9 protein-coding genes, 1 tRNA gene and 2 pseudogenes are annotated in these 8,666 nt (G+C 74.6%); 4 read left to right on the top strand and 8 right to left on the bottom strand.

Annotation, left to right across the window (positions count from 1 at the left end; translation table 11 throughout):
* Nucleotides 1-419, top strand: a pseudogene (locus ABD317_RS29590) (sel1 repeat family protein); the annotation flags it as partial.
* A 123-nt stretch (nt 420-542) separates the two neighbouring features.
* Here ABD317_RS29590 and ABD317_RS29585 read toward each other — a convergent pair.
* The 4 genes from ABD317_RS29585 to hisN form a co-directional block, all read right to left on the bottom strand.
* Nucleotides 543-619: transfer RNA gene (locus ABD317_RS29585), tRNA-Met, on the bottom strand.
* 43 nt (nt 620-662) lie between these two features.
* Nucleotides 663-1,088, bottom strand: a complete 426-nt coding sequence (locus tag ABD317_RS29580) for a Fur family transcriptional regulator (RefSeq protein WP_344293714.1) — start codon at nt 1,086-1,088, stop codon at nt 663-665.
* A gap of 222 nt (nt 1,089-1,310) precedes the next feature.
* Nucleotides 1,311-1,721: a CBS domain-containing protein gene (locus ABD317_RS29575; RefSeq protein ID WP_027754007.1), complete on the bottom strand. Its 411-nt coding sequence runs from the start codon at nt 1,719-1,721 to the stop codon at nt 1,311-1,313.
* A gap of 216 nt (nt 1,722-1,937) precedes the next feature.
* Nucleotides 1,938-2,732 (bottom strand): histidinol-phosphatase, encoded by a 795-nt coding sequence (hisN, locus tag ABD317_RS29570; protein ID WP_027754006.1) that lies wholly within the window; start codon nt 2,730-2,732, stop codon nt 1,938-1,940.
* 138 nt (nt 2,733-2,870) lie between these two features.
* Between hisN and ABD317_RS29565 the strand changes: the two genes are divergently transcribed.
* Nucleotides 2,871-3,506 (top strand): TetR family transcriptional regulator, encoded by a 636-nt coding sequence (locus ABD317_RS29565; RefSeq protein ID WP_078627601.1) that lies wholly within the window; start codon nt 2,871-2,873, stop codon nt 3,504-3,506.
* Here the strand turns inward: ABD317_RS29565 and ABD317_RS29560 are convergent.
* The 4 genes from ABD317_RS29560 to ABD317_RS29545 form a co-directional block, all read right to left on the bottom strand.
* Complete coding sequence (locus ABD317_RS29560; protein ID WP_027754004.1) at nt 3,472-3,795, bottom strand: SMR family transporter; 324 nt, start codon at nt 3,793-3,795, stop codon at nt 3,472-3,474. The genes ABD317_RS29565 and ABD317_RS29560 overlap by 35 nt on opposite strands.
* Nucleotides 3,796-3,903: 108 nt before the next feature.
* Nucleotides 3,904-4,911 carry a ribosome small subunit-dependent GTPase A gene (gene rsgA / locus ABD317_RS29555; protein WP_344293710.1) on the bottom strand — a complete coding sequence of 336 codons (1,008 nt, stop codon included), beginning with the start codon at nt 4,909-4,911 and terminating at the stop codon, nt 3,904-3,906.
* 8 nt (nt 4,912-4,919) lie between these two features.
* Nucleotides 4,920-6,353 (bottom strand): 3-phosphoshikimate 1-carboxyvinyltransferase, encoded by a 1,434-nt coding sequence (aroA, locus tag ABD317_RS29550; RefSeq protein ID WP_344293708.1) that lies wholly within the window; start codon nt 6,351-6,353, stop codon nt 4,920-4,922.
* Between the two features lie 148 nt (nt 6,354-6,501).
* Entirely contained in the window at nt 6,502-7,215 is a 714-nt protein-coding gene (locus ABD317_RS29545; protein ID WP_344293706.1) for a M50 family metallopeptidase, read from the bottom strand.
* 82 nt (nt 7,216-7,297) lie between these two features.
* On the opposite strand from ABD317_RS29545, the gene ABD317_RS29540 reads away from it, so the two are divergent.
* Nucleotides 7,298-8,119, top strand: a complete 822-nt coding sequence (locus tag ABD317_RS29540; protein WP_344293704.1) for an SOS response-associated peptidase — start codon at nt 7,298-7,300, stop codon at nt 8,117-8,119.
* A 261-nt stretch (nt 8,120-8,380) separates the two neighbouring features.
* Nucleotides 8,381-8,666: pseudogene (locus tag ABD317_RS29535) on the top strand (hypothetical protein); the annotation flags it as partial.

Genomic DNA, 8,666 nt, shown 5'->3' with positions numbered 1-8,666 from the left:
CGGGCGCCTCGGGCGCCGGCGGCGCCGAGGGCGAGCGGTGGTACGAGCAGGCGGCGCGGCAGGGCCACCGGCGGGCCCAGGTGCGGCTGGGCATGCGCGCGGCCGCACGGGGCGACACGGAGGCCGCGGGCCGGTGGGACCGGGCCGCGGCGGAGGCCGGGAGCCGCAACGGCGCGTTCAACCTGGGCCGGCTGCTGGCCCGGGAGGGCAGCGTGCCGGAGGCGGCGATCTGGTGGCGCCGGGCCGCGGAGCACGGCCTCGGCGGCGCTGCGCTGCGGCTCGCGCTGCTTCTTGCCCGCCGGGGCGACCTGCCGGAGAGCCAGCACTGGTCGTCGCGGGCGGTGGAGCTGGGCCCGGCGGAGGTCGCCGAGCGCGCCGCCCGGCTGCGGGACGCGCTCGCGCAGGAACTCACGGCCTGAAACCACGGCCCGGCGGGCCGGGCTCGGCCGGACCGGCGGCACACCGCCGCCGGTCCGCCGGCCGGCTCCGCCGCGCACAGACGACGACGGAGGCCCGGACCGTGTGGTCCGGGCCTCCGTCAGTGGTAGCGGGGACAGGATTTGAACCTGCGACCTCTGGGTTATGAGCCCAGCGAGCTACCGAGCTGCTCCACCCCGCGTCGGTGAAAACAACACTACCCCTGGCCGATCGACCAGCGCAAATCAGTTCCGTCCCGGCTGTGCGCAGTCCGGGCAGATGCCCCGATACGTGACCTCGGCGCCGGAGATCCGGAAGCCGAAGCGCTCGCTCTCGGGCAGGGCCGACAGCAGGTCGCCCTCGGGGCGCACGTCGCGGATGGAGCCGCAGCGGCTGCAGACCAGGTGCTGGTGTGCGCTGTGGGCGTTCGGGTCGTACCGCTTGGCGCGGCCGTCCGTGCTGACTTCGAGCACCTCGCCGAGCGCGACCAGCTCGCCGAGCGTGTTGTAGACGGTGGCACGGGAGATCTCGGGGAGCCGGGCGGTGGCGCGCGCGAGCACCTCGTCGGCGGTGTAGTGCACGTGGTCGCCGTCCAGGACCTCGGCCACGACTCGCCGCTGTGCGGTGAGCCGGAAGCCGCGGCCGCGCAGTCGCTCCAGGAGGTCGCTCATGCATTCAGGGTAGCAGCGCATCGCTCTATTGCCAGAACCCATACGGACTTCATTGGGATCTTGACTTGGACTCTGTCTAATGTAGGATTCCCTCGCAGACTGCGGCGATCGGCCGTGAGGTCGCGGTCCAGGCCCTCCGCGGCCGAGGGCCGGTTGCCGTGCACGGACAGAGGGGTCGGGACGCCGGTCGGGCTCCCGGCCCCTCTGACGCGTCCGGACGGGCTAGGCGAGGGCTGTCTCGCGGTGCGCCGCCTCCTGCCGGTGCCGGATCTGGCAGCGGATGATGTCGCGTACGGACACGACGCCGACCGGCTCCGCGTCGTCGAGGACGATCAGATGGCGGAAGCCGCCGTGGGTCATGGCCTCGGCGGCCTCGTCGAGGGTCCAGCCGGGTGCGGCGAAGACGACGTCGGTCGTGGTGTGGTCGTCGGCCTTCTCCATGTCCGGGTCCTGGCCCGCGCCGACGGAGTTGAGGATGTCGCGCTCGGTCAGGATGCCGAGCCCGGTGGTGTCGGGGGCGAGGACGATCGCCGCCCCGACGTGCCGCGCCGACATCAGCCGGGCGGCCTGGCGGAGGGTGTGCGCGGGGCCGATGGTGAGGACCACCGTGCTCATGGCGTCGCGGACGAGCATGGGGTGGAGCCACCTCCTGGGGGGTGTCGGGGCCCGCTCGCCTGTGAAGGCTTTCACAAGTTCACAAGGCCTGTCCCTGTCAGGTTGGCACGCTCCGTGGAGGGCAACAAGGGGGCGGACGAGGCCCGGCCGGGCCGGGCCCGCGCCCCCGTACGCCGGTCTGCCGTGCGGCCCGTGCCGCCCGTACCGCCCGTACCGGCTTAAGGGCATACGGGGCTACGGGCCGAGGTACTTCAGCAGCTCCTCGTGGAGCAGCCCGTTGGACGCCGCGGCGTTGCCGCTGTGCGGACCGGGCTCGCCGTCCAGGCCCGTGAACGACCCGCCGGCCTCCGCCACGATCGCCGCACACGCCGCCATGTCCCACAGCGACAGCTCCGGCTCTGCGCAGATGTCGACCGTCCCCTCGGCGACCATCATGTACGGCCAGAAGTCCCCGTAGCCCCGGCTGCGCCAGCAGTCGCGGGTCAGGTGCAGGAAGCCGTCGAGCCGGCCGCGCTCGTCCCAGCCGTGCAGCGAGGAGTACGCGAACGAGGCGTCCTCGATGTGCTGCACGCCGGACACCCGCAGCGGGCTCGCCTTCGCCAGGCTGCGGCCGGTGTACGCGCCGCCGCCCTGCACCGCCCACCAGCGGCGGCCGAGCGCCGGGGCCGACACCACGCCGACGACCGGCTGGTTGCCCTCCGGACCCGGGGCCATGAGCGCGATCAGCGTGGCCCAGACGGGGACCCCGCGCACATAGTTCTTGGTGCCGTCGATGGGGTCGATGATCCAGCGCCGCGGGCCGGTGCCGTCGGTGCCGTACTCCTCGCCCATCACGGCGTCGCGTGGCCGGGCGCGCCGCAGCGACGTGCGGATCAGCTCCTCCGCCGATCTGTCCGCCTCCGACACCGGAGTCAGGTCCGGCTTTGTCTCGACCTTCAGGTCGAGCGCCTTGAACCGCTCCATCGTCGTGGCGTCGGCGGCGTCCGCCAGGACGTGGGCGAGACGCAGATCATCATGAAAACCGGCCATGCAACGAACAGTAACCCCAAAGCTGCACCGCGAACCTTCGCCCGGACGCGTGGCGGGTCCCGGGACCCCCGTACGGACCCTTGACAGCACCTGGCGGTGCGTCAATTCTGTGCGCACGGTCGCCCTCTGGAGGCCACGATGCCTACAGCGCGAGAAGGACTCCTCGACGCCGCCTTCACGGCGCTCAGGAGCCGGCCCTGGGCGGGGGTGCGGATGGTCGACGTCGCCGCCTCGGCCGGAGTGTCCCGCCAGACTCTCTACAACGAGTTCGGCAGCAAGGAAGGCCTGGCCCAGGCCCTCGTCAGGCGCGAGGTCGACGGCTACCTCGCGGGCGTGGAGCGGACGCTGTCCGGGGCCGGCAGGTCCGGCGCCGACGCCGCCGGCCGGCTGCTCGCCCTGGTCGCCTGGACGCTGCGCGCGGCGCGCGGCAACCCGCTGGTGCGCGCCGCGCTCACCGGTTGCTGGGGCGAGCAGCTGCCGGCCCCGGCCCGGCACCCGCCCGCCCGGGGCGGGCCGCCGGGGGTGCGCCGTACGGAGCGGGACGCGCCCGTGGAGACGCCGGCCGAGCTGGTCGACAAGGTGCGTGACGGGGTACTGCGGGCGCTGGCGGAGCAGTTGCCCGGGGCGCCGGCCGAACGGCGCCGGGTCGGCGAGGCGGTGACCCGGCTGACGCTGTCGTACGTGGTCGCGCCCGCCGGGGGCGAGGACGTGGAGCGGATGATCCGCGGGCTGCTGCCGGTCAGTGGGCCGAGCCGGACAGCTGCAGGCCGATGACACCGACGATCACCAGCGTGATGGAGACGATCTTCAGCGCGGAGACCAGGTCGCCGAGGAAGACCATGCCGTAGATCGCGGTGCCCGCGGCACCGATGCCCGTCCACACCGCGTACGCCGGGCCGACGTCCAGCTTCTTCAGCGACAGCGTCAGCAGGCCGAAGCTGCCGAGCGCGAACACGCAGAAGGCGATCGTCGGCCAGAGCCGGGTGAACCCGTGGGAGAGCTTGAGGCAGACGGCGAAGCCGGTTTCCAGTATTCCGGCCACGACGACCAACAGCCACGCCATCGTGTCGTGCCTCCCGTTCGGTTGACGCTCCTGCGATTATGCCCAACGGGTCTCCGCGGACGCGACGGACCTGCCGCACTGCTTCGACCACCCTAGGCTGACACCTCGTCAGTCGCCCTCGCGGCGCTCGCGGGTGGCGAGCAGGCGGCGCAGCGAGGCCAGCCGGGCCGGGTCCGCGCGGCCCTCGGCGACCCAGGCGTCGAGCGCGCAGTCGGGCTCGTCGTGGCTGCAGTTGCGCGGGCAGTCCGCCGTGCCGGGCTCCAGGTCGGGGAAGGCGTGGATGACGCGGGACGGGTCGACGTGCGCCAGGCCGAACGACCGCACCCCGGGGGTGTCGATGGCCCAGCCCTTGTCGTCGGGCAGCGGCAGGGCGAGCGCGGACGTGGTGGTGTGCCGGCCGCGGCCGGTGACGACGTTCACCTCGCCGGTGGCCCGCTGGCGCGCCGGCACCAGCGCGTTGACCAGGGTGGTCTTGCCGACGCCGCTGTGGCCGACGAAGGCGGTGACCCGGTCGGCGAGCAGGTCCAGCACGCGGGCGGCGCCCTCGCCGGTGGCCAGCTCGTCGCGGTTGCAGGCGACGGCCCGTACGCCCAGCGGCGCGTACGACTCCAGCAGCTCGTCCGCGGGCGCCAGGTCCGACTTCGTCAGCATCAGCAGCGGGTCGAGCCCGCCGTCGTACGCCGCGACCAGGCAGCGGTCGACCAGCCGCGGCCGGGGCGGCGGGTCGGCGAGGGCGGTGACGATGGCCAGCTGGTCGGCGTTGGCCACCACCACGCGCTCGTACGGATCGTCGTCGTCCGCCGTCCGGCGCAGCACGGACGTGCGCTCCTCGACCCGGACGATGCGCGCCAGCGTCCCGGGGTCGCCGGAGACGTCCCCGACGACGGCGACCCGGTCGCCGACGACGACGCCCTTGCGGCCCAGCTCGCGGGCCTTCATGGCGGTGACCGTGCGCTGCTCGACCAGGCAGGTGATGCGGCCGCGGTCGATGGTCAGGACGAAGCCCTCGGCGGCGTCCGCGTGCTTGGGGCGATTGCGGCTGCGGGGCCGGCTGCCCCGGCGGTCCGGGCGTACGCGGACGTCGTCCTCGTCGGGGTTCTTGCCGTAGCGCCGCATCGCGCGGGTCAGTCTCTCCGGGTGGGGGCGGCGGGCGCGTCGGACGACCCGGCCGCGGGCCCGGCGTCGTCCCCGGCGAGCAGGCCGGCCCACATCCGGGGGAAGTCCGGCAGGGTCTTGGCGGTCGTCTCCACGTTCTCCACCCGCACATCCGGCACCGCCAAGCCCAGGACGGCGCCCGCGGTGGCCATGCGGTGGTCGTCGTAGGTGTGGAAGACGCCGCCGTGCAGCGGGCGGGGGCGGATCGCCAGGCCGTCCCCGGTCTCGGTGACCTCGCCGCCCAGCCCGTTGATCTCCGCGGTGAGGGCGGCGAGCCGGTCCGTCTCGTGCAACCGCAGGTGGCCGACGCCGCGCAGCCGGGACGGGGAGTCCGCCAGCGCCGCGACCGCCGCGATGCCGGGCGTCAGCTCGCCGACCTCGGACAGGTCGATGTCGATGCCGTGGACGATCCCGGCCGCGGAGCCGCCGGGAGAGCCGCCCGCGGAGCCGCCGGGGGTGCCGGAGAAGACCAGGTCCGTGCCCTCGGCGGTGGTCACCAGCTCGCAGGAGCCGCCCATCTCGGTGAAGATCTCGCGCAGCGCGTCCCCGGGCTGCGTGGTCTGCCGGGGCCAGTCGCGGATCGTCACCCGGCCGCCGGTGACGAGCGCCGCGGCCAGGAACGGCTGCGCGTTCGACAGGTCCGGCTCCACCGTCAGGTCCCGGCCGCGCAGGGCGCCCGGCGCCACCCGCCAGACGTTCGGCTCGCCGCCGTCCTCCGGCGTCTCCACCTCGGCGCCGGCCGCCCGCAGCATCTCCACCGTCATCCGGATGTGCGGCATCGAGGGCAGCCGGTCGCCCGTGTGCCGCAGCTCGACGCCCTTGTCGAAGCGCGGCGCGGACAGCAGCAGGGCGCTGACGAACTGCGAGGACGAGGAGGCGTCGACCTCGACCGGGCCGCCGCGCAGCCCGCCACCGCCGTACACCGTCAGCGGCAGCGCGCCGCGGCTGCCCCGCGCGGTGTCGTCGATCCGGGCGCCGAGGGCGCGCAGCGCGTCTATCACCCCGTGCAGCGGGCGCTCGTGGCTGCGCGGGTCCCCGTCGAAGCGGACCGGGCCGTCGGCGAGGGCCGCGACGGGCGGCAGGAAGCGCATCACCGTGCCCGCGTTGCCCACGTCCACCGAGGCGTCGCCGCGCAGCCCGCCGCCGGGGCTGACGCGCCACTCCTCGGCGCCGTCCGGGCCCGCGGCCTCCTCGATGCCGACGCCGAGGGCCCGCAGGCCCCCCGCCATCAGGGCGCTGTCGCGCGAGCGCAGCGGCCGGCGCAGCCGGCCGGGGCCGGCGCCGAGCGCGGCGAGCAGCAGCGCCCGGTTCGTGACCGACTTCGACCCGGGCACGGTGACGGCCGCGGTCACCGGGGCGGAGACGGACGGCGCGGGCCAGAGGCTGCTCTGCGAAGCGGTCATGGCACTCACCCTATGCGGGCCGGCCCGCCCCTCGCAGGGACGGGCCGCGGCCTGTGGACAACGGCGGGTTGTGGACACCGGGGATACCGGAGACACCGGCGGGGTCACCGGGCCCGGGCGGGCGCCGGTCGGGACGCTCCGGCGGACGTCAGAGGTCGAGCAGCCAGCGGCCGCCGCCGGCGAGGGCGCAGAGCGCGACCACGTAGAACAGCAGCACCCACAGCCCGGCGGGGGTGTGCGTCAGCCGGCCCAGCTGGTCGGCGTCGGACTGCGGCGCCTCGCCCCGGCGCCGCTTGCGCTGCAGTTCGAAGACCGGCCGCACCCCGCCGAGCAGCAGGAACCACACGGCCCCGTACGCGAACGCCGCCTGCACCTCCGGCTCGGTCAGCCAGGAGACGAGGAAGAACGCGGCGCCGGTCAGGACGACGGTCACCACCCCGTACGCGTTCCGGATCATCAGCAGCATCGCCGCCAGCAGGGCGATCGCGCCCCACAGCGCGGCCGTGATACGCCCGTCGGCCAGCAGCCAGGCGCCGGCCAGGCCGAGCAGCGGCGGGGCGGTGTAGCCGGAGGCGGCGGTCAGGATCATGCCGAGGCCGGAGGGCTTGCCGCGGCTGACGGTGAGGCCGGAGGTGTCCGAGTGCAGGCGTATGCCCTCCAGGCGGCGCCCGGTGAGCACGGCGACGAGGCCGTGGCCGCCCTCGTGCGCGATGGTGACGGCGTTGCGCGTCAGCCGCCACACGCCCCAGGGCATGACGGCGGCGAGCGCCACCAGTCCGGTCACCCCGACCAGCCACTCCGAGGGGTCGGGCTGCGTGCCGACGACGCGGTCCCACAGCTCGCCGAGGCTGGTGCCTTCCATCTGCCCTCCCGGTGCTCGGACGTGCAGGGTAGCCAAGGCGGTGTGTGCGGGCTGTCAGAGGGGCGTGGCAGTCTTGTCACCCATGTGCGGACGGTACGCGGCGAGCAGGAAACCCGAGGACCTCGTCGATCTCTTCGAGGTGGAGAAGTGGGACGCGGAGGAGACCCTCGCCCCCGACTACAACGTGGCGCCGACCAAGAACGTGTACGCGGTGCTGGAGCGCCCCGAGCGCGACTCCGACGACCCCCGGCCCGTCCGGCAGCTGCGGGCGCTGCGCTGGGGCCTCGTGCCGTCCTGGGCGAAGAATCCGGACCTGGGCGTGAAGATGATCAACGCCAGGGCGGAGACCGTGCACGAGAAGCCGGCCTACCGCCGGGCGTTCGCCTCGCGCCGCTGCCTGCTGCCGGCCGACGGCTACTTCGAGTGGCTGACGTTCAAGGGCGAGCGGCAGCTGGAGGAGCAGGGCCGGAAGAAGCGCCCCCGCAAACAGCCGTACTTCGTCACCCCGGCCGACGGCTCGGTCTTCGCGATGGCCGGGCTCTTCGAGTTCTGGCGGGACAAGACGCTGCCGGACGAGGACCCGCGCGCGTGGTGGGTGACGTGCACGGTGGTGACGACGGAGGCGGAGACCACGGAGCTGGCGGGCGGCCCGGCGGGCGAGTCCGGGCCGCACACCCTCGCCGAGATCCACCCCCGGATGCCGCTGATGCTCACCCCGGACCGCTGGGACGCCTGGCTCGACCCGGCCAGCAAGGACCCGGAGGCGCTGCGCGAGCTGCTGCGCCCGCCGCCCGCGGGGCTGCTGCGCGCGTTCCCGGTGTCGACGAAGGTGAGCGACGTGCGGAACGGCGGCGCGGAGCTGGTGGAGGAGATAACGGCGCCGGAGGAGGAGACGCTGTTCTAGCCGAACGGGCGCCGGCGGGTTCCGGTAGTGCGGGCGGCGGCCGGATGTCCCGGGGGCATCGGGGAGCGGGAAGCAGGCGCATGGTCGCGCGGATGCCGGGGACCGGCGTACGGGGCGCGTGTGCGCTCGGATTTCGCGGCCTGGCGGCCTGGCGGCCCGGTGCGCGTGCGCCGCGTACGGGGTACGGGCTTCACCGACGGAGGCGGACATGCCGTTCGGGGTCCGGCCGACCGGGCCGGCGGCTCGCCTAGATTGAGGCGCGTGAAGTCCACCACCGAGACCGTCGCCACCCCGCCCGGCGACGCCCGCATCACCTGGCACCGGGCCGCGCGCCCGCGGCTCGTGCTCGCCCTCGGGCACGGCGCCGGCGGCTCGCCTAGATTGAGGCGCGTGAAGTCCACCACCGAGACCGTCGCCACCCCGCCCGGCGACGCCCGCATCACCTGGCACCGGGCCGCGCGCCCGCGGCTCGTGCTCGCCCTCGGGCACGGCGCCGGCGGCTCGCCTAGATTGAGGCGCGTGAAGTCCACCACCGAGACCGTCGCCA

Origin of the sequence: Streptomyces synnematoformans (assembly GCF_039531005.1) — a bacterium.
GTDB classification, from domain to species: Bacteria; Actinomycetota; Actinomycetes; order Streptomycetales; family Streptomycetaceae; genus Streptomyces; species Streptomyces synnematoformans.
The sequence above is the reverse complement of the archived record's forward strand: the minus strand, read 5'-3'. Positions and strand labels throughout refer to the sequence as shown.